Consider the following 20862-nt stretch of genomic DNA (forward strand, 5'->3'; position numbering starts at 1 on the left):
CACTACGAACCTATTGGAGTAGCGGCACGCCGTGACGGGTAAGGGGGCGGGCGAGGCGGCACCAGGGTTCGTTGCGGCGCAACGCCACTACGAACCTATTGGAGTGGCGGCACGCCGTGACGGCTGGTGGTGGGCGAGTAGCGCACGGCGTGACGGCTGGTGGCGGCGGGTGTGCAGGGCTGGCTCGGGTGCACATGTACGGGACGGCGGCGCAGCGGGTCAGGTGCGGATGACGGATCGCTCACGAAGGCTGAGCAGCAGCCGCGTCACCGCGACCACCAGCAGGCTGGCCCCGAGCATGTGCAGCCCGACCGCGACGACGGGCAGCCCCGTCAGGTACTGCACGTAGCCGATCACTCCCTGGGCCGCACCGACGGTCAGCGTCACCCAAGCCTCGCGCCGCGGACGCGCCCCGGCCGCGGTGAGCCGCAAAGCGATGATCAGCATGCCGAGCACGCCGAACCAGACCAGCACCGCGTCCGAGTGCAGCCAGCTCACCGATCGCGGATCCAGCCCGAACCTCGCCGGTGCGTCAGCGTCGCCGGAGTGCGGCCCCGAACCGGTCACCACGGTGCCCAGCACCAGCACGAGGACGGTGACCGCCGCCAGCGCCCGAGCCAGCCACACCAGCTCGGAGCGGACGACGGGCTCGGCCGGTCCGTCCGGCTCACCCACCCGCCACAGCAGGTACGTCGAGACGCAGACGAGCCCCATCGAGACCAGGAAGTGCGCGGCCACCGTGGCCGGGTTGAGGTGGGTCAGCACGGTGATCCCGCCGAGCACAGCCTGGACGACGACGCCGACCAGAGGCAGCGACGCGATCGCGACGAGGGACCGGGGACGACCGCGGCGGCGCACTTCGAGCAGTACGCCGATGAACGCGGCCAGCGCCACCACGCCGACCACCGAGGTGAGCGTCCGGTTGCCGAACTCGATGTACTTGTGCACGCCCTGGGGCTGGTGCACGACCGGTGTGTACGAGCCGGGCACGCACTCGGGCCAGCTGGGGCAGCCGAGTCCGGAGCCGGTCAGCCGGACGAGCCCGCCGGTGACCACGATGCCGATCTGGACGACCACGTTGATCACCAGAACCACGTGTACCCAGCGGGTCAGCGGGTCGGCGCGGTGCTCAGTGGCCGTCGCGGCGGCGGGAGTGGTGGCAGCGCTCACGGGGACCAGGGTAGGTGGCCGCTGAGCCCGGCTACGGCGAGGGCAGCCACCGCGGCGGCTACCACGATCACCAGCAGCAGGTAGCGCCAGGTCCGCCGGGACTGCAGCCGCTGGGCCCGCTTCTGGGATCGGGACGGCGCGTCGTTGGTCCCGGCCGAAGCCGGCGGCGGATCGACCAGGACCCCGGGTCGCCCGCCCGTGGCGATGGTGGCGCACCAGATCACCAGCCCGGGTGCCGCGACGCCCCAGGGCGGGCCCTCACCGATGAACCAGAAGACCGTCGCCGTGACGACGGCGAGCCCGGCGGTCCACAGCACCGGCAGGCTCCACCGTCCGGTTCGACGTCGGTCGGAGACCACCAGGACGAGGACGCCCGAGACGGTCAGCAGGCCCGCAGAGACCGAGCCGGCGCTCAGCTCCATCGGAACAGCCTGCGCGACGCGGCTGCGGCTGCGACGGTCCAGACGCACAGCACAGCGAGGCTGCGCAGGTCGAGCGAGCCGTCGACCAGGGCTGCTCGCAAGCCCTCACCCAGGGCACCGCTGGGCAGCCAGCCGGCGACGTGCTCCAGGCCGGCGGGCAGGGTCGAGGCCGGCACGAGCACCGCGCCGCCCGCCACCAGCAGCAACCAGAGGAGGTTCGCGAAGGCCAGCACGGCCTCGGCGCGAAGCGTTCCGGCGACGAGCATGGCCAGCGCGACGAAGGACGCGGTGCCGACCAGCCCGACCAGGATCGCGGCCGGCACGCCGCTCCAGGCGGGTGACCAGCCCAGGGCGAGCCCGAGGCCGCCGAGCGCCCCGACCTGGACGACGAGGATGGCCAGCACGCCGACCGACTTGCCGGCCAGCAGACCACCGCGCCCTAGTGGTGTGGTGCCGAGCATCCGCAGTACCCCGTAGCGACGGTCGAAGCCGGTCTGGATCGCCTGGCCCGTGAACGCGGAGGAGATCACCGCCAGGGCGAGCACGCCGGGCACCACGATGTCGATCCGCGGTCCGGCGCCCAGGTCCGGGACGGAGGCCTTGGTCAGTCCGACCAGCGCAAGGGCCGGCAGTACCAGCGACACCAGCAGCTGCTCGCCGTTGCGCAGCAGGATCCCGGCCTCGAACCGGGCCTGGGCCACGACCCGCCGCGCCGGTGCGGCCGGGGTCGGCTGCGGGTTCTCGTCGCTGAGCAGGGTCATCGCAGCTGCCTGCCGGTCAGCTCCAGGAAGACGTCCTCGAGGGAGCGGCGGCCGACGGTCAGGCCGTCCGGCATCACCCCTTGCGACACGCACCACGAGGTGAGGGTGGCCAGAACCTGGGGGCCGATCTTGCCCTCGAGCAGGTACTGGCCGGGCTGGTGCTCGACCACGCTGACGGCGGGGTCGAGGGCGCGGCGCAGGGTGTCCAGGTCGAGCGCCGGTCGTGCGCTGAAACGGGCCACGTCGGCAGAGGTCCCGGAGGTGAGCTCGGCGGGGGAGCCGTGCGCGACGACCCGTCCGCCGTCCACCACGAAGACGACGTCGGCGAGCCGCTCGGCCTCCTCCATGTAGTGCGTGGTTAGGACGACGGCGGTGCCAGCGGAACGGACGTCGGCCAGCACCGACCAGACGGCCTGCCGGGCCTGCGGGTCGAGGCCGGCGCTCGGTTCGTCCAGGAACAGGACCTCCGGGCGGCCGACGAGCGCGCAAGCCAGGGCCAGACGCTGGCGCTGGCCGCCGGAGAGCCGGCGGACCGTCGTCCGGGCGAAGGCGTCGATGCCCAGCTCGGCGCACAGGGTGGCGGGGTCGACCGGGTGGGCGTGCATCCGTGACACGTGGCGCACCAGGCCAGCCGCGTGCGCGCCGGTCGGCAGGCCGCCGTCCTGCAGCATCACCCCGACCCGGGCCCGGTGCCCCGGACCCGCCAGGTGCGGGTCGGCCCCGAGCACCCGGACCGTGCCGGAGTCCGCTCGGCGCAGGCCCTCGCAGCACTCCAACGTGGTCGTCTTCCCGGCTCCGTTCGGGCCGAGCACCGCCGTGACCTCGCCGCGTCGGGCGAGAAGGTCGAGCCCGTCCACGGCGCGAACCGGCCCGTAGCTGCGGACCAATCCGCGCACGACGACGGCGTCGTCGTCAGGTCCAGGCATGCTGCGGAGTCTAGGTCTGTGACCGATGTGGCGCGGCGCACACCCCCTGGGTTTGAGCCGCGGCGCTAATTAGGTCACAATGGTCTTGTGCAATTCGCTCAGACTGGTTCGACGCAGCCCCGCGTCAGCGACAGCGGGTCGACCGAACACACCCGGGACCGGGTCGCTCGGGCGGTGCTTGAGCACGGTCCGGTGACTGCGGCGGACATCGCGTGCACCCTGGGCCTGACTCCCGCCGCAGTGCGCCGCCACCTGGACGCGCTCGAGGACGCCGGTCTGGTGCGCACCCGCGAGCCGCTGCGCACCGCCGGCCGCGGGCCCGGCCGCCCGGCCAGGGCCTACGTGCTGACCGACGCCGGACACGCCTCCATGACCACGGCGTACGACGACCTCGCGGCGTCCGCGATGGCCTACCTCGCCGAGCAGCTCGGCCCGGGCGCGATCGAGGGTTTCGCGGCCCGTCGGGTCGCCGACCTCGAGCAGCGGTACGCCCCTCTGGTGGAAGCGGTCGGCGACGACCTCGGCCAGCGCACCCAGGCGTTGGCCGGCGCACTCGCGCAGGACGGCTACGCGGCCAGCGCGCGGCCGGTGACCACCCCCGCCGGGGACATCGGCATCCAGCTGTGCCAGGGTCATTGCCCGGTGCAGCACGTAGCCGAGCGCTACCCGCAGCTCTGCGAGGCGGAGACCGAGGTCTTCTCGCGGCTGCTCGGCGTGCATGTGCAGCGGCTGGCCACGCTGGCCGGTGGCGCCCACGTGTGCACCACGCACGTCCCGTCGACGAAGCAGTCCGTCGCGGCCAAGAACCCGATCGACCTCACCCTGACCCAGACCCCAGCAGCTGCCGAGGGAAGGACCACTCGATGACCACCACCCCGACTACAGGCCCGTCGACCGGATCGGCGGTACCCGAGGCGACCCAGCGCGAGATCGATGGTCTCGGTCGGTACGCGTTCGGCTGGGCGGACTCCGACTCCGCCGGCGCGACCGCGAAGCGCGGCCTGTCCGAGGAGGTCGTCCGCGACATCTCCGGCCGCAAGAACGAGCCCGAGTGGATGCTCAAGCTTCGCTTGAAGGGCCTGCGCCTGTTCGACAAGAAGCCCATGCCGAACTGGGGCAGCGACCTGTCCGGCATCGATTTCGACAACATCAAGTACTTCGTGAAGTCGACGGAGAAGCAGGCGACGAGCTGGGACGAGCTGCCCGAGGACATCAAGAACACCTACGACCGGCTCGGTATCCCCGAGGCCGAGAAGCAGCGCCTGGTCGCCGGCGTCGCGGCTCAGTACGAGTCGGAGGTCGTCTACCACCAGATCCGTGAGGACCTGGAGGAGAAGGGCGTCATCTTCGTCGACACCGACACCGGCCTGCGCGAGCACGAGGACCTGTTCCGCGAGTACTTCGGCTCGGTCATCCCGGTGGGCGACAACAAGTTCGCGTCCCTGAACACCTCGGTGTGGTCGGGCGGATCGTTCATCTACGTGCCGCCGGGTGTGCAGGTCGACATCCCGCTGCAGGCCTACTTCCGGATCAACACCGAGAACATGGGCCAGTTCGAGCGCACGCTGATCATCGCTGACGAGGGCTCGTACGTGCACTACGTCGAGGGATGCACGGCGCCGATCTACTCCAGCGACTCGCTGCACAGCGCAGTCGTCGAGATCATCGTGAAGAAGAACGCCCGGGTCCGGTACACGACGATCCAGAACTGGTCGAACAACGTGTACAACCTGGTCACCAAGCGGGCCACCGCCGCCGAGGGCGCCACCATGGAGTGGGTCGACGGCAACATCGGCTCGAAGGTCACCATGAAGTACCCGGCGATCTACCTGATGGGCGAGCACGCCAAGGGCGAGACGCTGTCCATCGCGTTCTCCGGTGAGGGCCAGCACCAGGACGCCGGCGCCAAGATGGTGCACGCCGCCCCGTACACGTCGTCCTCGATCATCAGCAAGTCGGTCGCCCGCGGCGGCGGCCGGACGTCGTACCGCGGGCTCGTGCAGGTGCTGGAAGGCGCGCACCACAGCGCGTCCACCGTGCGCTGCGACGCGCTGCTCGTCGACACGATCAGCCGGTCGGACACCTACCCGTACGTCGACGTCCGCGAGGACGACGTGTCGATGGGCCACGAGGCCACCGTGTCCAAGGTCAGCGAGGACCAGCTCTTCTACCTGATGTCCCGCGGCATGGCCGAGGACGAGGCGATGGCGATGATCGTCCGCGGCTTCGTCGAGCCGATCGCCCGCGAGCTGCCGATGGAGTACGCGCTGGAGCTGAACCGGCTCATCGAGCTGCAGATGGAGGGCGCGGTCGGCTGATGCCGCACCCCGCCCCGACCGGACCCGAACGAAGAAGCGGAGCACGAGCACTCGTATGACCGATACCACCCAGCAGACGAGCGTCCCGGCGCCGGTGCTGCTCGACCCGTCCGCACCCGCCCAGCACGGGCTGAAGGCCCACTCGCACGGCGGCGGTCCCGGCGTGCCCGAGCAGTCCCGCGCCGAGCGCCGTCGCTCGTTCCAGGTGGCCGACTTCCCGATGCCGACCGGCCGCGAGGAGGAGTGGCGGTTCACGCCGATGGACCTGCTGCGCGGGGTCCTCGAGGAGCGCCCGAGCCAGGACGGCGCGGCCACCTGGGCCGTGCAGGCGCCGGCCGAGGTCTCCGTGGCGAACCTCGAGCCCGGCCAGTCGCCTCGGGGCAGGGCTCTCGTACCGGCGGACCGTGCGGCCGTCATCGCCTCCGCCGGCACGCCGGAGTCGCTGTACGTGAAGGTGCCGGCCGAGGCCGAGCTGCACGAGCCGATCCGCGTCGCGCTCACTGGCGCGGCGGACCTGCGCAGCAACGGGCACACCGTCATCGAGGCCGGCCGGTTCAGCAAGGCCACCGTGGTGATCGACCACATCGGGTCCGGCCAGCACACCGGCAACGTCGAGATCGTGGTCGGCGACGGCGCGGAGCTGACTGTCGTCAGCCTGCAGCGCTGGGACGACGACGCGATCCACCTGGGCCAGCACGACGCGCGGGTCGGGCGGGACGCGCGCTTCAAGCACGTCGCGGTGTCTCTCGGCGGCAAGGTCGTCCGGATCAACGCCAACGTCGAGTTCGCCGGCCCCGGCGGTGACGCCAAGTTGTTCGGGATCTACTTCGCGGACGCCGGGCAGCACCTCGAGCACCGTTCCTTCGTGGACCACAGCGCGCCGCACTGCTCGAGCCACGTGACCTACAAGGGCGCGCTGCAGGGCGAGGGGGCGCACACCGTGTGGGTCGGGGACGTGCTGATCCGCGCCAGTGCGCAGGGCACCGATACCTACGAGCTGAACCGCAACCTCGTGCTGACCGACGGCGCCCGCGCCGACTCGGTGCCGAACCTCGAGATCGAGACCGGTGAGATCACCGGTGCGGGCCACGCCAGCGCGACCGGCCGCTTCGACGACGAGCAGCTCTTCTACCTGCAGGCCCGCGGGATCACCGAGGCCGAGGCCCGCCGCCTCGTCGTGCGCGGGTTCTTCGCCGACATCCTCGCCCAGATCGGCGTGCCGGACATCCAGCAGCTGCTCAAGGACGCGCTCGAGACCGAGCTCGAGGGTTCGATGCCGCACGCCCCGGCACAGGTGAGCGGATGACCTTCCAGCCCGCAGTCCACCTGGACGACTTGCCCGACGTGGGCGCGGTCCAGGTACTGCTCGACGGCCAGCGCGTCGCGGTCGTCCGCGCCGAGGACGGCAGCCTGCACGCGGTGGACGACACCTGCTCGCACGCTGAGGTCTCGCTGTCCGAGGGTGAGATCGACGACTGCACGATCGAGTGCTGGCTGCACGGGTCGCGCTTCGACCTGCGCACCGGCGCCCCGACCGGCCTGCCCGCCACCCGCCCGATCGACGTCTACCCGGTCACCGTCCAGGACGACGTCGTCCTGGTCGACGTGGCCGCCCCCAACACTTCCGGCGCCGGCACCTCCGGCCCGATCACCAGCAGCAAGGAGCACTGACGCATGGCCATCCTCGAGATCCGCGACCTGCACGTGAGCGTCGACACCGAGCAGGGCACCAAGGAGATCCTGCGCGGGGTCGACCTGACCGTCCGGTCCGGCGAGACCCACGCGCTCATGGGCCCGAACGGCTCCGGCAAGTCGACCCTGGCGTACTCCATCGCCGGTCACCCGAAGTACAAGGTGACCGGCGGCACGGTGACCCTGGACGGCGAGGATGTCCTGGCGATGACGGTCGACCAGCGCGCCCGCGCCGGGATGTTCCTGGCCATGCAGTACCCGGTCGAGGTTCCCGGCGTCACGGTGTCGAACTTCCTGCGCACCGCCAAGACCGCGATCGACGGCCAGGCGCCCGCGCTGCGCACCTGGACGAAGGACGTCAAGGCGGCCATGGCCGACCTGCGGATGGACCCGACCTTCGCTGAGCGCAACGTCAACGAGGGCTTCTCCGGCGGCGAGAAGAAGCGCCACGAGATCCTCCAGATGGAGCTGCTCAACCCCACCATCGCAGTGCTCGACGAGACCGACTCCGGCTTGGACGTCGACGCGCTCAAGGTGGTCAGCGAGGGCGTCAACCGGGTACGCGAGGGTGGCGAGGTCGGCGTGCTGCTGATCACCCACTACACGCGGATCCTGCGCTACATCAAGCCCGACTTCGTGCACGTCTTCGTCGACGGCCGGATCGCCGAGGAGGGCGGCTCCGAGCTGGCCGACCGCCTCGAGAACGAGGGCTACGACCGGTACGTCACGGCCAAGGCCTGACCGTGAGCACCGTCGCCGACCGGGACGCCGCCTCCGTGGCGACGGCGCTCCCGTTCGGCGACGCCGAGCTCGCCGCCCTGCGCGCCGACTTCCCGATCCTGGGTCGCACGGTTCGCGACGGTCGCCAGCTGGTCTACCTCGACTCGGGTGCCACCTCGCAGAAGCCGCGCCAGGTGATGGACGCCGAGCGGGCGTTCTACGAGCAGCACAACGCGGCAGTGCACCGAGGCGCACACCAGCTCGCAGAAGAGGCGACCGACGACTTCGAGGCCGCTCGCGCCTCGGTCGCGGACTTCGTCGGCGTCGCGGCCGACGAGGTGGTGTTCACCAAGAACGCCACCGAGGGCATCAACCTGGTCGCCTACGCGATGAGCAACGCCGCGACCGCCGGGCTCGAGGCCGCGCGCTTCGTGCTCGGCCCCGGCGACGAGATCGTGGTCACCGAGATGGAGCACCACGCCAACCTGGTGCCTTGGCAGGAGCTGTGCCGCCGCACCGGCGCCAGCCTGCGCTGGCTCGAGGTGGACGACGACGGCCGGCTCGACCTGGCCGGGCTGGACACCGTGGTCGGCGAGCGCACCAAGGTGGTCGCCTTCACGCACTCCTCGAACGTGCTGGGCACGATGCCGCCCGTGGCGCCGATCGTGGCCCGGGCGCATGCGGTCGGCGCTCTCGTGCTGCTCGACGCGTGCCAGTCGGTACCGCACCTGCCCGTCGACCTGACGGCGCTCGGCGTGGACTTCGCGGTCTTCTCCGGGCACAAGATGCTCGGTCCCTCGGGCGTCGGCGTTCTGTGGGGCCGCCGTGAGCTGCTCGCGGCGATGCCGCCGTTCCTGACCGGCGGCTCGATGATCGAGGTCGTCCGGATGGAGGGCTCGACGTACGCGGCCCCGCCACAGCGCTTCGAGGCCGGCGTCCCGATGGCCGCCCAGGCCGTCGGCCTGCACGCCGCCACGGACTACCTGCGTGCACTGGCTCCGGACGGCGCGGGCATGGCCCGCGTGCAGGCGCACGAGCGGATGCTCACCGGCGCTCTGCTTGACGCCCTCGCCGAGCGGGCCTGGGTGCGGGTGATCGGGCCCACGAGCACCGAGCAGCGCGGGGGAGCGGTGTCCTTCGTGGTGGACGACGTGCACTCGCACGACGTCGGTCAGGTGCTGGACGACCTGGGCGTCGCCGTCCGGGTCGGCCACCACTGCGCGTGGCCGCTGCACCGCAGGTTCGGCATCACCGCCACCACCCGCGCATCCTTCGGCCCGTACAACGGGCTGGACGACGTCCGCACGCTGGTCGCCGGGCTGGACCGGGTGTGCGACGTGTTCGGTGTGGGGGCCTGAGTGGATCTCTACAAGGAGCTCATCCTCGAGCACTCGAAGTCCCCGCATGGGGCGGGCCTGCGCGACCCGTTCGCGGCGCAGGTGCACCACGTCAACACCACCTGCGGCGACGAGGTGACGCTGCGGGTGAGGCTGGCCGAGGCCGATGGTGAGACCGTGCTGCAGGACGTCTCGTACGAGGCGATCGGTTGCGCGATCAGCATGGCCTCCACCTCGATGCTGCACGACCTGGTCAGCGGCCGGCCACTCGACGAGGCCCAGGACGCGTTCGAGTCGATGCGTGCGATGCTCACCAGCCGCGGCGACGACGTCGGCGACGAGGACACCCTCGGCGACGGCGTGGCGCTGAGCGGCGTCTCGCGCTACCCGGCGCGCGTGAAGTGCGCGTTGCTGGGATGGATGGCCCTGCAGGACGCGTTGACCCAGGCGGTCGACGCCCAGAACGACGGCGACCGCCACGAAACCGGCGACCGCCACGAAACCAAGGAGAATGCTCGATGACCGACACCACGACCGACAGTCCGGCAGGCGCGACGCCGCCGACGGTGGCGGACGTCGAGGAGGCCCTGCACGACGTCGTCGACCCCGAGCTCGGCATCAACGTCGTTGACCTCGGCCTGGTCTACGGGGTGACCGTCGACCAGCATGCGAACGCGATCATCGACATGACGCTGACCAGCGCCGCGTGCCCACTGACTGACGTGATCGAGGACCAGACCGCCCAGGCGCTGGAGGGTCTCACCACCGGCCACCGGATCAACTGGGTCTGGATGCCGCCGTGGGGCCCGGACAAGATCACCGACGACGGTCGCGAGCAGCTGCGCGCGCTGGGGTTCAACCTCTGAGCCAGCACCCGCCGACCGGTGACCGTCTCGTCGAGGTGTCGCCGGCCCGTCTGGCCAGGTGGATCGCGGGCTTCGAGGAGAGCCACGGTCACGCGTCGTTCTCCGTCGTGGACGGAGCACTCGACCTGCTCGGTATGGACGGCTCCACGGCCCGGTGCACGCCGCTGGTGCCGTTCGCGGCGACGTCCGGCGAGCTGCCGGGCAGCTTCGTCGAGCATGCGCTGCCTGACCGCACCGTGGTCCTGCTACTGCTGCGCCGCGGCGGGTACGGCGTCGGGGTGCTGCAGGGTGGCGCCCTGACCGCCTCCAAGGTCGGGACCCGCTACGTGCAGTCGCGCACGGCTGCCGGCGGCTGGTCCCAGCACCGGTTCGCTCGCCGGCGGGACAACCAGGCAGCGGGTCTGATCGACACCGCCGCCGCGACGGCAGTGCGGGTGGTGCTCGGCGAGGACGGCCGTGAGCCGCCCGCCGGCGCCCTGCTGGTGACCGGCGGTGACCGCGTCATGGTCGACCGGTTGCTTGAGGACCGCAGGTTGGCCCAGCTCAGTGCTCTGCCGCGGCCGCGGCACCTCGACGTCCCGGACCCCCGCGACGACGTGTTGCGCCAGGCCGCGCACCGGGCTGTGGCGGTACAGATCCAGGTGCACAACGCCTGAGGCCTGCTGACACACTCGAGGCGTGCAGGACTACCGCCACACGTCGCCGTTCTACCGGGTCACCCGGCGCATCGCGGCTCTCGCGCCGCTGAGCTGGGTGCTCGCCCGCACGATCCACCACGTCGACCCGCACGTCGGGCGGCTGACCCGTGGCCGGCACACGCTGACCAGCCTGGTCACCGGCATGGACGTCGCCGAGCTGACCACCCGGGGGGCGCGTAGCGGACTACCGCGGACGGTTCCGCTGTGCGGCTTCCCCACGCCCGAAGGCTTCGTCGTGGTGGCCTCGAACTTCGCCCAGCACTCCCATCCCTCCTGGTACCACAACCTCCTCGCCCACCCGCAGGCCGAGCTCGAGGTGGGCGGGCAGACCCGTCCGGTCCTCGCACGTCTCACCACGGGGCCCGAGCGGGCTCTGCTGTGGGACCAGGCCGTGTCGATCTACCCCGGTTGGACGCACTACGAGCGTCGCGCCGCCCACCGAGAGATCGGCGTCTTCGTCCTCGAGGAAACCAGCATCACCCGTCACGGGTGATGCCGCGCAGGCGGCGGACGGCGCAAGGTCTTGGCATCACCCGGATCGACGGAGGAAGCCCATGCCAACCACCCTGGACGTGACCAAGATCGGTCCGGTCGACGTCGCCGTCATTGCCTTCGAGACCGACCAGCTGAACGGCCAGGTCGGACCCGCCCTCGCCGAGCTGCAGGCCAACGGGACGGTGCGGATCATCGACCTGGCCTTCGTGGTCAAGGACGAGAACGGCAGCATCGCGATCATCGAGATCGAGGACTCCGAGGTGAACGAGGCCTTCGGCCAGATCGCCCAGGACGAGCACTTCGACCTGCTCGGCGAGGACGAGATCCGAGAGATCGCCGACGCGTTGACGCCAGGTCAAGGCGCCCTGGTGGTCGTCTGGGAGAACACCTGGGCGGCCAAGCTGTCGACCGCGATCCGCGACTCCGGCGGGTTCGTCGTGGCGATGGAGCGAGTACCCCTGGTGGACGTGCTGCGAGCGATCGCGGCCCTGGAAGCGGAAGAGGTCTGAGATGCGACGACGTGGTGGACGACCCGGGCTGATGGGTATGGCGGCTCGAACGGCTGTGGTCGCGGGCACCGCGACCGCCGTCTCCGGAAACGTGCAGCGCCGTCAGGCGGGGCGGGCGCAGAGCAAGGAGCAGGAGGCGGCCGACCAGCAGCAGATGCTGGTCGACCAGGCCGCTGCCCAGGCGGCCGCGCAGGTGCAGGCCCAGCAGCCGGTCGCGCCGGCGCCGGCGGCTGCGGCTGCCCCGGCGGAGGAGGACCCGATGGTCAAGCTGCGCCAGCTCGGCGAGCTGCACGCGCAGGGTCTGCTGACCGACGAGGAGTTCAGCGCGACCAAGGCCAAGCTGCTCGGGATCTAGACACGACCTTCACCTCAGCCTGGTTGTCATCCGTCGTTCCCTGACAGAGAGTGGTCAGATGAACGTCGCCCGTTCCCGCTGGTTGCGCTGGGCCGTGCCCGCTGCGGCCGTCGGCCTGGTGGTCGGTGGTGCCCAGTTGACCGCGTGGGCCGCCACCTCCCCGGGCGACCTGCCGACCATCACCGCTCGCGATCTGCTGGTGAAGGCCCAGCAGGCGCGGGTCGACCAACTGTCCGGCACGGTCCGCTCGACGACGAGTCTCGGACTGCCCGCGCTGCCCAGCGGGCGCGGCGCGAACTGGTCCTCGCTCGTCGCGGGCACCCAGACCCTTCGGGTGTTCGCCGACGGGCCGCAGCGCCAGCGGGTCGACCTAATGGGCGACCTCGCGCAGGCGAGCGTCGTGCACGATGCCGGCACGGTGTGGACGTGGTCGAGCGAGACCCGCGAGGTCACCAAGGCCACGTTGCCGGCCAAGAACGGCACGCCCAACGGCAGCAAGCACCCGCTCGACCGGACGTCGGCCACGCCCCTGACCCCTCAGGAGGCGGCCGACCAGGCGTTGTCCGCGATCTCGCCCACCACGGACGTCTCGGTCGGGCGCAACGCCAAAGTCGCCGGCCGCGCCGCGTACGACCTGCGGCTGGTCCCGCGGGATGCCGCGACGCTGGTCGGCTCGGTCGACCTGTACGTCGACGCGAAGACCGGCATCGCACTTCGTGCGGTGGTCGTCCCCCGGGGCAGCCGAGAGGCGGCCGTCGATGTCGGGTTCACCTCCCTGCGGCTGAGCGCACCGGCCGCGTCGACCTTCCACTTCACCGCTCCGCCCGGGTCCACGGTCCGGGACGTCACGGTGCCGAACGCCGCGGATCGGGTCTCGCCGGCGCCCACGGGCAAGGCGCCCGACGTCCAGCAGGTCGGCAGCGGCTGGAGCTCGGTGCTCGTGGCCGCCGGGGTTCAGGGCGATGACCTGACCCAGCAGCTGTCTGGTGCGGCGGCTGGCTCCGGGGCTCGGGGCGACACCGGGCCGGGCATCGGGCCGGCGCTGCTGCAGGCGGCTCGACCGGTGCACGGGGCGTTCGGCTCCGGCCGCGTGCTGCGCACCCGACTGGCCAGCGTCCTTCTCACGGACGACGGCCGGGTGCTGGTGGGCGCCGTCACCCCTGCCGAGCTCGTCCGAGTCGCATCGCTGCCGGCCGCGCAGGCGCGTTGAGCGCGATCCGCACCCGTGCGTTGACCAAGCGCTTCCGGGGTGGACAGGTCGCCGTCGACCAGCTGGACCTCGACGTCCCCGACGGCACCGTCTACGGCTTCCTCGGGCCGAACGGGTCGGGCAAGACCACCACGATCCGGATGGTGCTCGGACTGGCCCAGCCGACGTCCGGGGCGGTCGAGCTGTTCGGCGAGACCATGCCGGCGGCCTCGCCATCCGCGCTGCCGCGGGTGGGCGCGCTGATCGAGGGCCCGGCCTGCTACCCGTTTCTGACCGGCCAGGAGAACCTCGCCCGGATCGACGCCGCCGATCCGACTGCCCCGCGAGCAACCCGGGACGCCCGGATCGACCTGGCCCTGGAGCGGGTGGGTCTGGCCGCCGCACGCGGCAAGCGCTACAAGGCCTACTCGCTCGGGATGCGTCAGCGGCTGGGCATCGCCGCCGCGCTGCTGCGCCCGCGGGACCTGCTGGTGCTGGACGAGCCGACGAACGGTCTCGACCCACAGGGAACCCGCGAGGTGCGGGCCCTGGTCCGTGAGCTGGCCACCGAAGGCACCACGGTGTTCGTGTCCAGCCACCTGCTGGCCGAGGTCGAGCAGATCTGCACGCATGCGGCGGTGCTGTCCCGTGGACGGCTGGTCGCGGACGGTGAGGTCTCCGCGCTGCGCTCGTCGGTCAGCAGCCGCCTCGTCGTCACCACCCCGGACATCGCGACCGCAGCGGCGACGTTGGCCGGGCTGGGGCTGACAGACGTCCTCCAGGACGCGCACGCGGTCAGCGCGCCGGTGGGCACCATGCAGCCGGACGTCGCGTGCGCCGCGCTGGTCCGCGACGGAGTCCGGGTGCAGGGCCTGACGGTCGAGCGCCCCTCCCTCGAGGAGGCCTTCGTGGCGTTGACCGGGGAGGGCTTCGATGTCGCCGGCTGACGTGCCGGGCCGGGCCACCCTGCGGCTGCTGAACAGCGAGCTCGGCCTGCTGCTCGGCCGGATGCGGATCCGGGCCGGGCTCGCGGTGCTGGCCGCCGTCCCGGTGCTGATCGCGGTGGTGGTGCGCACCTTCGGCGGCCCAAGCAACCCCGGCGAGGGACCGCCCTTCCTGAGCGACGTCACGCAGAACGGGCTGTTCATCGCGTTCACCGCGCTGACCGTCGAGCTGCCGCTCTTCCTGCCGCTCGCGGTCGGCGTGGTCGCGGGGGACAGCATCGCCGGCGAGGCCCAGATGGGCACGCTGCGCTACCTGCTGGTCGCGCCGGCGGGTCGCACCCGGCTGGCCGTCGTCAAGCTGGCGTCCGCGATCCTGTTCTGCCTGGTAGCCACCTTCGTGGTCGCGGTCGCCGGGTGGTTGGTGGGTGCGGCGCTGTTCCCGCTGCACGACGTGGCGCTGCTGTCCGGCGGCACGATCAGTGCCGGCGACGCGATCGTGCGCGGCGCCGCCGTCGCCGGCTACGTCGGGCTGTCGTTGGCCGGCCTCAGCGCCGTGGGGGTGTTCGTCTCGACGCTGACCGACGTGCCCATCGCCGCCATGGCCACCACGGTCGGGCTAGCCATCACCAGCCAGATCCTCGACGTGATCCCGCAGGTTTCGGCCATCCACCCCTGGCTGCCGACGCACTACTGGCTGGCCTTCGGCGACCTGCTGCGTCAGCCGGTGGACACTTCGATGATGGTGCACGGACTGCTGCTGCAGCTGGGTTACGTGCTGGTCTTCGGTGCCGCGGCCTGGGCCCGGTTCACCACTCGGGACGTGCTGTAGCGGCGCGGTCAGTCGTCGACGCCGCGGGCCGCCAGCGCCTCGCCGAGCTGGTCCGCGTGCCGCATGGTGCGCAGCACGAGCGGCACCAGCAGCGCCCGCGGGCTGCGCTCCAGGCCGCGAGCCCGCCGCGCGTCCCGGGCCTGACCGTAGGTGCCGGCCAGCACCGGGACGGCGCGCACCGTGAGGGCGAGCACGAGCGCCACCCGGTCGGGCTCCACGCCGAAGCGCTGGAACGGTCCCAGCACGGCGACTGCGACGTCGAGCATGGCGGTGACCCGGGTCGACAGGGTGACCAGGCCGGCAGCGGCGACCGCGACCAGCATCGTGCCCACCACGACGACGACGGCCGACCAGCCACCGGACCACCACTGGAACGGCACCAGGAACAGCAGGAACCAGCGCAGCGGCCACACCTGGGCACCGACCACCAGCGGACCCCAGCCCGCCAGGGCGTACCCCAGCAGCACCAACGCCGCGCCCACGGCCACCGCGGTCGGGGACCTGACCGCAACCAGGACCGCCGTCCCGACCAGCAGCAAGGCCAGCTTCAACCCGGCCGGGCAGCGGTGCAGAAGCGAGGTTCCGGGGCGGTACAGCCCGATCACGACGCACCCACCGGAGGCTCGCCGGACGCCCGCATCAGCCGCTGGTAGTGCTCGACCGCCTCGCCTCCCGGCCCGTCGAACACCACCCGGCCCTCATCGACCACGAGCACCCGCTGGTAGCCCAGCACCAGGTCGAGCTGGTGGGTGACCAGCACGACCTGCTGCGCGAGCGCGTCCAGCATCGCGGCGATCCGGCCGGTGTTGCGCAGGTCCAGCAGGGTGGTCGGCTCGTCGCAGACGAGCACCGCAGGCTCGGTCACCATCACGGCGGCTAGTGCGAGCAGCTGCTTCTGACCGCCGGACAGCAGGTGGGCGGGCCGGTCCGACAAGCCGGTGAGCCCGAAGCGCTGCAGGGTGTCCTCGACCATTCGTGCCCGGTCGACGGGAGACAGGTCCTTGCGGCGGCGCAGGGAGAACGCGACGTCCTCACCGACCGTTGGCATCACGATCTGGGCGTCCGGGTCGGTGAACACGAAACCGACCCGGCGCCGGACTGCGGCGCCGTCCCGCCGGGTGTCCAGGCCGTCGACCGTGACCCGGCCGCGGGTGGGGAGCACGAGCCCGTTGAGAAGGCGGGCCAAGGTGGACTTGCCGGACCCGTTGGCACCGATCACGGCGATCCGTCGCTCGCCCAGCTCGAGGTCGACGTCAACCAGCACCGGTTGGTCGCCGAAGCTGTGACTGACCCCCTCGAGCCGGATCATCCGACCCGCTCCACGAGCAGGGCGACGCCCTGGCCGCCACCGACCGCGCACGCGGCGACCCCGAACCGCGGGCCCTGCTCACGCACCATCCGGCTGAACAGCCGCACCATCAGCAGGGCTCCGCTGGCACCCCAGGGGTGGCCGAGCGCGATGGCGCCGCCCTGCGCGCAGACCCGGTCGCCGTCCGCGCCGAGCGGGTCGAGCCCCCAGGCGTCCGTGCAGGCGAGCACCTGCGCCGCGAACGCCTCGGTCAGCTCCACCGCGCCCACGTCCGCCCAGCCCAGTCCAGCTGCCGACAGCACCGACTGCACGGCGGGCACCGGGCCGAGTCCGGGAAGGCGCGGGTGGACGCCGGCGCTGGCGACCGCTCGGATCGCCAGTCCGGGCAGCCCCAGGTCGCGTCGGGTGGCCTCGTCGAGCAGCGCCACCGCCGCGCAGCCGTCGCTGATCCCGCAGGAGTTACCCGCCGTCGCCGTGCCGTCGGGGGTGAACGCCGGCCGGAACCGGCCGAGCGTCGCGACGTCCAGACCGGCACGTGGCCGCTCGTCGCGGTCGACGCCGCCGACCGGCACCAGCTCGGCGCGGTAGCGGCCGGCGTCCGCGTTCGCCACGGCGAGCGCGTGCGAGCGGACGGCGTACTCGTCCTGCCGTAGCCGGCTGATCGCCCGCTCACGGGCCAGGTCGTCCGCGGCCTCGCCCATGCCGGGGTCGCCGATCTCGTCGGGGGAGAACCGGGCTCGGTCGTAGGCCACCCGAGCGCCGTCCGGTGCGAGGGCGAGCCGGGTCGGTGCCGTGCTGGCGCTCTCCACCCCGCCGGCCAGCACGAGCCGGTCACCGCAGAGCACGCGCAGCGCGCCGACGTTCACGGCCTCAAGGCCGCTGCCGCACTGGCGGTCCACGGTCAGCCCGGGGACGGCAAGTCCGAGCCCGGCGGCCAGCGCGGCCACCCGCGCCGGGTCCCCGCCCGGTCCCATGCAGTTGCCGAGGATGACCTCGTCGACCGTGTCGGGGCGCTGCGCCACCGGCCCCACATCGTCGACCAGCGCCCGCAGGACCGGGGTTGCCAGCGCCACCACGTCCAGGCCGGCCAGCGCCCGACCGGCCGTGCCGATCGGCGTACGGCGTGCGGCAACCACCACCGGGGTGCGCGGATCGGCGGTTTCGGGCGTGAGCAGACGGACCGTGGAGGGCATCGGCTGTCAGGGTAGAGGTGGCAGGTCCTGAGCCTGCCGGGCGACCTGGTCGCGGCGGATCTTGCCGGACGACGTCCGAGGCACGGACTGTGCACGCAGCCAACGGCGCGGTCTGGCTGCTGCGGGCAGCCCGCGGACCACCTGCTCGAGATCGCGGCGCCGGACGACGTCCTGGGTCACCACGACGGCGGCGACCACCTGGCCAAGGTCCGGGTGGGGGAGACCGAGCACGGCGACGTCCAGCACTCCCGGCACCGAGGCCAGCACGCCCTCGACCTCCTCGACCAGCACGGTGTGCCCCCCGGTGCTCACCGCGGTGGATCCGCGCCCGAGGACCTCCCAGCCGGAGCCGGCCCTTCGTGCCCGGTCGCCCACGCTGGCCCAGTGACCCTGCCGTTGCAGCGCGCCACCCCCGTCGTCGGCCAGGTATCCACGGCACACGTACGGCGAACGGACCCACAGCACACCGGCGTCGTCCAGCCTGGTCTGTGCGCCAGGAAAGTCCGTCATCGGTCCCGACCCGCTGCGGAAGCCGACGAAGGAGAGCTCGGCGGCGCCGTAGTACTCGACGACTTGCCAGCCGAAACGCTCGGCCCGGAACCGCAGCCCAGGCGCCAGGGGGGCGCCCGCCACCACGACGACCCGCAGGCTGGTCGGTTCGCCGCGGTCCACCTGGTCGCACGCCCGCTCGAGCGCGGTCGGCACCAGGTGCGCGGCGGTGGCGGTGGCCGGCAGTGCCGGACCGCGGTGGGTGCGTGCCCCGACGGCTCGGGCGTGCAGGCCGCCGTACAGGGACAGGGTCGAGGTCAACGGCAGCGGTAGCCACACCTCGTCGTCCCGGCCGAGGCCGGTCAGCGAGGTCAACGGGTCGAGGCTGGCCCGCCAGGACTCGACGGTTCGGACCACCGCGCGGGCGCGTCCGGTCGCCCCTGAGGTGAACAGTACGAGGTCCCCGGCGCTCAGCGAGCCGGCCTGCTCGGCTCGCTCCAGCTCTGCCTGCGCCGCGGCGCGGATCGGCGGCGGCCAGAGCGGGTCGAGCACAGCCAGCGGACCCGGCCCGGCGACCTCCAGGCGCGACGCGAGGCGGTCGAGCACCTGGTCAGGCCGGGGCAGCTCGACCGGCATGACGACGTTGGGGTCAGCGGCTCAGGACGCCGAGGTCGCGCTCTCGCGGTCGACCTTGTGGCCCGAAGCGTGCGTCGGGTAGCCGCGATGCACGGCAGCTGCGACGAACGTCGCGATGATCGCCTTCGCGAGGTCACCCGGCAGGTAGATCAGCGCGCTGATCGCGGTGGCCACGATGGTCTTCGTGCCGAGCACCTGCGCCTGCACGGGGATCCCGATCAGGTAGATCACGCCGATACCACCGACGACGTTGGCGGTCAGCCCCCACCACACCGGGTAGGCCGGCAGCCGGCGCTCGACCATCCAGCCGATCACGAACGCGCCGATCGGCCAGCCGATCAGGTAGCCGGCGCTGGGGCCGGCGAACACCGCGAGCCCGCCACGGCCACCGGCCAGCAGCGGCAGCCCCGCCGCCACCAGGGCGAGGAACACGACCATCGACAGGAAGCCGCGCCTGGCCCCCAGGATCGATCCGGCGAGCATGACCCCGAGCGTCTGCAGCGTGACCGGCACTGCGTTGCCGAACAGGGTGATCGAGCCGGGCAGGCCGAGCACGGCCATCAGGGCTGCGAAGGAGGCGATCAGTGCGAGGTCACGGGCGGAGGAGCGGTGTGCGGTCATGTCAGCCTCTGGTCGGTGGCGGGCAGGACGATCGGCGAGCGTCCCCGGCGCCCGCAGGCTAGCGGGTGGCGATCTGTCCGCTTCGTGACGGTCCAGATGTCAAGATCAGGTTCGTCGTGACCCACGGTAGTCCGTGCTTGGTGTATCAGGATCGCGCCCGGTTGCTCTTACTGGACATGAGGGCGCACTTCGCGTGTGGGGACGGCGGGCTTGTCGCGCTGGTCAATGGGCGACCAGAATGGGCAGCCCGCCGTCCTTGGGAGAGTTCCATGAGTGCCGGCATCGCGTCGGGCGGTCACGCAACGTCCAAGCCGTCGGCTGTCACCAACGATCCTGTTGGTGAGGCCAGCGTCGGCGACCTGCTCGCGCGCGCAGCCGCAGGCGCTCAGTCCGCCTGGGACGAGATCGTGCGCCGCTACGAGCGGCTGGTCTGGTCGGTGGCGCGTTCGCACCGGCTGAACTCGGCGGACTCGGCCGACGCCGTGCAGACGACCTGGCTGCGGCTGGTCGAGCACATGTCCGCCATCCAGGAGCCTGACCGGCTAGGCGCCTGGCTGGCGACCACCGCCCGCCGGGAGTCGCTGCGGATCGTCACCCGTCGCCAGCGCGAACGCCGCGACGGGGCGGACGACGAGCTGCAGTCGATGCCGGACAGCGGGATCGGGGTCGAGGAGTCGCTGCTCAGCAGCGAACGCGACGCCACCCTGCTCCGGGCCGTCCGCGAGCTCGACGACCGCTGCCAACGACTACTCAGAGTGCTCTCGGCCTCACCGCCGCCGCGCTACGACGCGGTGTCAGAGGCCTTCGGAATGCCGATCGGGAGTATCGGCCCCACGCGGGGCCGGTGCCTGCAAAGACTCAAGGACGTGCTGCTGGACATGGGTTTCAACCCGAACAGCAGCAACGACGACGACACGAACGGAGGGGACAGCTGATGGCCTTCATCACGCCCCCGGACCCGGACGAGCGCCTGCTCAGCCGGCTGGGCTCCATGTACGACGAGCTCGACCCTGTGCCCGACGTCGTCAGCGAGGCCGCTCGTGCGGCCTTCATCCTGCGCGACCTGGACGCCGAGCTGATCCCGCTGGTCGAGTCGCTGGCCACCACCTTCGTGCGCGGTGAGTCCGACAACTGGCTGTCCTTCGCCCTGGAGGACCTCGAGATCGACCTCGGCTCGCGCCGCGAGCGCTCCGGCTGGCAGATCGTCGGCCAGATCACCGGTGCGGTCCAGGAGATGACCGTGCACACCCTGGCCGGGTCCGAGCCGGTGGCGGTCGACGAGATGGGTCGGTTCCGCGCCGAGGTGAGCGCTCGCACGCTCAGCCTGCGGCTGACCACCCCCGACGGACGTCGGCTTCGTACCGAATGGGTTTCCTTGTAACG

26 protein-coding genes are annotated in these 20862 nt (G+C 71.9%); 17 read left to right on the forward strand and 9 right to left on the reverse strand.

The features are described from left to right. Positions 1–219: 219 nt before the first annotated feature. Genes ACPPVT_RS10780 through ACPPVT_RS10795 form a run of 4 tightly spaced genes read right to left on the reverse strand, consistent with a single transcriptional unit; the run spans position 220 to position 3279 of the window. The gene (locus ACPPVT_RS10780) at positions 220–1170 is read right to left on the reverse strand and encodes a COX15/CtaA family protein (protein ID WP_426566983.1); all 951 of its coding nucleotides are present in this window, start codon (positions 1168–1170) and stop codon (positions 220–222) included. Further along, a complete protein-coding gene (locus tag ACPPVT_RS10785; RefSeq protein ID WP_426566984.1) occupies positions 1167–1592 on the reverse strand; it encodes a hypothetical protein in 426 nt (141 codons plus the stop codon). The genes ACPPVT_RS10780 and ACPPVT_RS10785 overlap by 4 nt, the downstream gene beginning before the upstream one ends. Beyond that, a complete protein-coding gene (locus tag ACPPVT_RS10790; protein ID WP_426566985.1) occupies positions 1583–2353 on the reverse strand; it encodes an ABC transporter permease in 771 nt (256 codons plus the stop codon). The genes ACPPVT_RS10785 and ACPPVT_RS10790 overlap by 10 nt, the downstream gene beginning before the upstream one ends. Further along, the gene (locus tag ACPPVT_RS10795) at positions 2350–3279 is read right to left on the reverse strand and encodes an ABC transporter ATP-binding protein (RefSeq protein ID WP_426566986.1); all 930 of its coding nucleotides are present in this window, start codon (positions 3277–3279) and stop codon (positions 2350–2352) included. Before ACPPVT_RS10795 ends, ACPPVT_RS10790 begins: the two co-directional genes overlap by 4 nt. A gap of 174 nt (positions 3280–3453) precedes the next feature. On the opposite strand from ACPPVT_RS10795, the gene ACPPVT_RS10800 reads away from it, so the two are divergent. From ACPPVT_RS10800 to ACPPVT_RS10870, 15 genes are all read left to right on the forward strand, one after another. Continuing rightward, on the forward strand, positions 3454–4146 hold the full coding sequence (locus ACPPVT_RS10800) for a helix-turn-helix transcriptional regulator (RefSeq protein ID WP_426566987.1): 693 nt from the start codon (positions 3454–3456) through the stop codon (positions 4144–4146). Beyond that, positions 4143–5597: a Fe-S cluster assembly protein SufB gene (sufB, locus tag ACPPVT_RS10805; protein ID WP_426566988.1), complete on the forward strand. Its 1455-nt coding sequence runs from the start codon at positions 4143–4145 to the stop codon at positions 5595–5597. The genes ACPPVT_RS10800 and sufB overlap by 4 nt, the downstream gene beginning before the upstream one ends. Before the next feature lie 55 nt (positions 5598–5652). Beyond that, a complete protein-coding gene (sufD, locus tag ACPPVT_RS10810) occupies positions 5653–6903 on the forward strand; it encodes a Fe-S cluster assembly protein SufD (protein ID WP_426566989.1) in 1251 nt (416 codons plus the stop codon). Beyond that, positions 6900–7268 (forward strand): non-heme iron oxygenase ferredoxin subunit, encoded by a 369-nt coding sequence (locus ACPPVT_RS10815; RefSeq protein WP_426566990.1) that lies wholly within the window; start codon positions 6900–6902, stop codon positions 7266–7268. The genes sufD and ACPPVT_RS10815 overlap by 4 nt, the downstream gene beginning before the upstream one ends. Positions 7269–7271: 3 nt before the next feature. Continuing rightward, entirely contained in the window at positions 7272–8030 is a 759-nt protein-coding gene (sufC, locus tag ACPPVT_RS10820) for a Fe-S cluster assembly ATPase SufC (RefSeq protein WP_426566991.1), read from the forward strand. A 35-nt stretch (positions 8031–8065) separates the two neighbouring features. Beyond that, the gene (locus ACPPVT_RS10825; RefSeq protein ID WP_426567122.1) at positions 8066–9367 is read left to right on the forward strand and encodes a SufS family cysteine desulfurase; all 1302 of its coding nucleotides are present in this window, start codon (positions 8066–8068) and stop codon (positions 9365–9367) included. Beyond that, positions 9368–9868 carry a Fe-S cluster assembly sulfur transfer protein SufU gene (gene sufU / locus ACPPVT_RS10830; RefSeq protein ID WP_426566992.1) on the forward strand — a complete coding sequence of 167 codons (501 nt, stop codon included), beginning with the start codon at positions 9368–9370 and terminating at the stop codon, positions 9866–9868. After that, positions 9865–10212 carry a metal-sulfur cluster assembly factor gene (locus ACPPVT_RS10835; protein ID WP_426566993.1) on the forward strand — a complete coding sequence of 116 codons (348 nt, stop codon included), beginning with the start codon at positions 9865–9867 and terminating at the stop codon, positions 10210–10212. Before sufU ends, ACPPVT_RS10835 begins: the two co-directional genes overlap by 4 nt. 35 nt (positions 10213–10247) lie before the next feature. Continuing rightward, a complete protein-coding gene (locus ACPPVT_RS10840; protein WP_426566994.1) occupies positions 10248–10868 on the forward strand; it encodes an acVLRF1 family peptidyl-tRNA hydrolase in 621 nt (206 codons plus the stop codon). Positions 10869–10890: 22 nt separating this feature from the next. After that, entirely contained in the window at positions 10891–11403 is a 513-nt protein-coding gene (locus tag ACPPVT_RS10845) for a nitroreductase family deazaflavin-dependent oxidoreductase (RefSeq protein WP_426566995.1), read from the forward strand. Positions 11404–11464: 61 nt separating this feature from the next. Beyond that, complete coding sequence (locus tag ACPPVT_RS10850) at positions 11465–11914, forward strand: DUF6325 family protein (RefSeq protein WP_426566996.1); 450 nt, start codon at positions 11465–11467, stop codon at positions 11912–11914. A 1-nt stretch (position 11915) separates the two neighbouring features. After that, complete coding sequence (locus ACPPVT_RS10855; RefSeq protein ID WP_426566997.1) at positions 11916–12269, forward strand: SHOCT domain-containing protein; 354 nt, start codon at positions 11916–11918, stop codon at positions 12267–12269. Between the two features lie 58 nt (positions 12270–12327). Then, on the forward strand, positions 12328–13479 hold the full coding sequence (locus tag ACPPVT_RS10860; RefSeq protein ID WP_426566998.1) for a LolA family protein: 1152 nt from the start codon (positions 12328–12330) through the stop codon (positions 13477–13479). Further along, on the forward strand, positions 13452–14405 hold the full coding sequence (locus ACPPVT_RS10865) for an ABC transporter ATP-binding protein (protein ID WP_426567123.1): 954 nt from the start codon (positions 13452–13454) through the stop codon (positions 14403–14405). Before ACPPVT_RS10860 ends, ACPPVT_RS10865 begins: the two co-directional genes overlap by 28 nt. Then, positions 14392–15231: an ABC transporter permease gene (locus tag ACPPVT_RS10870; protein ID WP_426566999.1), complete on the forward strand. Its 840-nt coding sequence runs from the start codon at positions 14392–14394 to the stop codon at positions 15229–15231. The genes ACPPVT_RS10865 and ACPPVT_RS10870 overlap by 14 nt, the downstream gene beginning before the upstream one ends. An 8-nt stretch (positions 15232–15239) precedes the next feature. Here ACPPVT_RS10870 and ACPPVT_RS10875 read toward each other — a convergent pair whose 3' ends face one another. Genes ACPPVT_RS10875 through ACPPVT_RS10895 form a run of 5 tightly spaced genes read right to left on the reverse strand, consistent with a single transcriptional unit; the run spans position 15240 to position 19479 of the window. Beyond that, the gene (locus ACPPVT_RS10875) at positions 15240–15836 is read right to left on the reverse strand and encodes an energy-coupling factor transporter transmembrane component T family protein (protein WP_426567000.1); all 597 of its coding nucleotides are present in this window, start codon (positions 15834–15836) and stop codon (positions 15240–15242) included. Beyond that, on the reverse strand, positions 15833–16540 hold the full coding sequence (locus tag ACPPVT_RS10880) for an energy-coupling factor ABC transporter ATP-binding protein (RefSeq protein WP_426567001.1): 708 nt from the start codon (positions 16538–16540) through the stop codon (positions 15833–15835). The genes ACPPVT_RS10875 and ACPPVT_RS10880 overlap by 4 nt, the downstream gene beginning before the upstream one ends. Further along, the gene (locus ACPPVT_RS10885; RefSeq protein ID WP_426567002.1) at positions 16537–17733 is read right to left on the reverse strand and encodes a thiolase family protein; all 1197 of its coding nucleotides are present in this window, start codon (positions 17731–17733) and stop codon (positions 16537–16539) included. Before ACPPVT_RS10885 ends, ACPPVT_RS10880 begins: the two co-directional genes overlap by 4 nt. A 6-nt stretch (positions 17734–17739) precedes the next feature. Continuing rightward, complete coding sequence (locus tag ACPPVT_RS10890) at positions 17740–18858, reverse strand: AMP-binding protein (protein WP_426567003.1); 1119 nt, start codon at positions 18856–18858, stop codon at positions 17740–17742. A 21-nt stretch (positions 18859–18879) separates the two neighbouring features. Beyond that, positions 18880–19479, reverse strand: a complete 600-nt coding sequence (locus ACPPVT_RS10895; protein WP_426567004.1) for a biotin transporter BioY — start codon at positions 19477–19479, stop codon at positions 18880–18882. A 269-nt stretch (positions 19480–19748) separates the two neighbouring features. Between ACPPVT_RS10895 and ACPPVT_RS10900 the strand changes: the two genes are divergently transcribed. Further along, positions 19749–20414, forward strand: a complete 666-nt coding sequence (locus tag ACPPVT_RS10900; RefSeq protein ID WP_426567005.1) for an RNA polymerase sigma factor — start codon at positions 19749–19751, stop codon at positions 20412–20414. Next, positions 20414–20860: a hypothetical protein gene (locus ACPPVT_RS10905; protein WP_426567006.1), complete on the forward strand. Its 447-nt coding sequence runs from the start codon at positions 20414–20416 to the stop codon at positions 20858–20860. Before ACPPVT_RS10900 ends, ACPPVT_RS10905 begins: the two co-directional genes overlap by 1 nt. Positions 20861–20862: the final 2 nt, after the last annotated feature.

The organism is Angustibacter sp. McL0619 (genome assembly GCF_049994355.1).
Classification (GTDB): Bacteria; Actinomycetota; Actinomycetes; order Actinomycetales; family Angustibacteraceae; genus Angustibacter.